At 71.1% G+C, this 914-nt stretch carries 2 pseudogenes; one reads left to right on the top strand and one right to left on the bottom strand.

The annotated features are described in order from the left end of the window. Positions 1-314: pseudogene (locus HOV91_RS39095) on the bottom strand (esterase family protein); the annotation flags it as partial. Positions 315-564: 250 nt separating this feature from the next. Between HOV91_RS39095 and HOV91_RS39100 the strand changes: the two are divergent. Further along, a pseudogene (locus HOV91_RS39100) lies at positions 565-914 on the top strand (hypothetical protein); the annotation flags it as partial.

Raw genomic sequence — 914 nt, forward strand, 5'->3', positions numbered from 1 at the left:
TCGGTCCAGCTCCCGTCGCTGATGCCGCCGTTGGCGCCGTTGAGCAGATAGAACGTCGGCGCGGGCCGATCCGGGTCGGCCGCACGCAGCACGCGCACCCGGGCCACGCTGTTCATCGCCACCGAGAACACGCCGACGTCGAGAACACGGTCGGACTCGGCCCGGATGTCGTGGATCCGGGAGCCGTCGGGGGCGGACACGGAGGCGGGATCCGGCAGCGGATCGGCCGTCGCCGCACCGCTGGATCCCATGGTGGATGCCGCGATCACGGCGGCCGCCAGCAGGATTCGCTTCCGGGGATGGGTGAGCGACATCGCACCTCCGATCTCGAGGCCGCATCCCGGCGCGGGCGGGAGACACCCGACCGACCCGGAGAATCGAGATCCAGTCAACCGCATCCGGCGTGCCCGTGCAGGCGAACACCCACAACCTTGTGGCTGTTCCCAGCGGGATGCCGAGCGAACTGGCCACCGGCCCCAAACGAACTCGATACCGCTTGCCCGCACCGACATTCGCGTCCTAACGTTGGCGGAGTTCTCGTCTCGCCCGCCCGGAAGGCCGTGAGTGGATTCTCCCGCCCCACCGTCGCACCGTCGCGGTGCGGCGCGGACCGCACGGCTGGCCGCTGCGCTGAGCGTCGCCGCGTTCACCTTCGCGACCGGCGCGGCCGGTTCGGTGAGCGCCCGGCCGGCCATGCCCGAACTCCCGTCACCGGTCGGCACCGCCGCGGACCACGCGCATATCGCGAGCGCGACACCGGGGCCGGAAGGACTGGTCGAACTGACCGTCTACTCCGCCGCGATGGCGAAGCCTGTGACCGTGCGCGTCCTTCCGGCCGCCGACGAATCGGCTCCCGCACCCACCCTCTATCTGCTCAACGGCATCGACGGCGGGGCGGACGGCAACTGGCTGAG

The sequence above is a fragment of the Nocardia barduliensis genome (assembly GCF_013315795.1).
Classification (GTDB): Bacteria; Actinomycetota; Actinomycetes; order Mycobacteriales; family Mycobacteriaceae; genus Nocardia; species Nocardia barduliensis.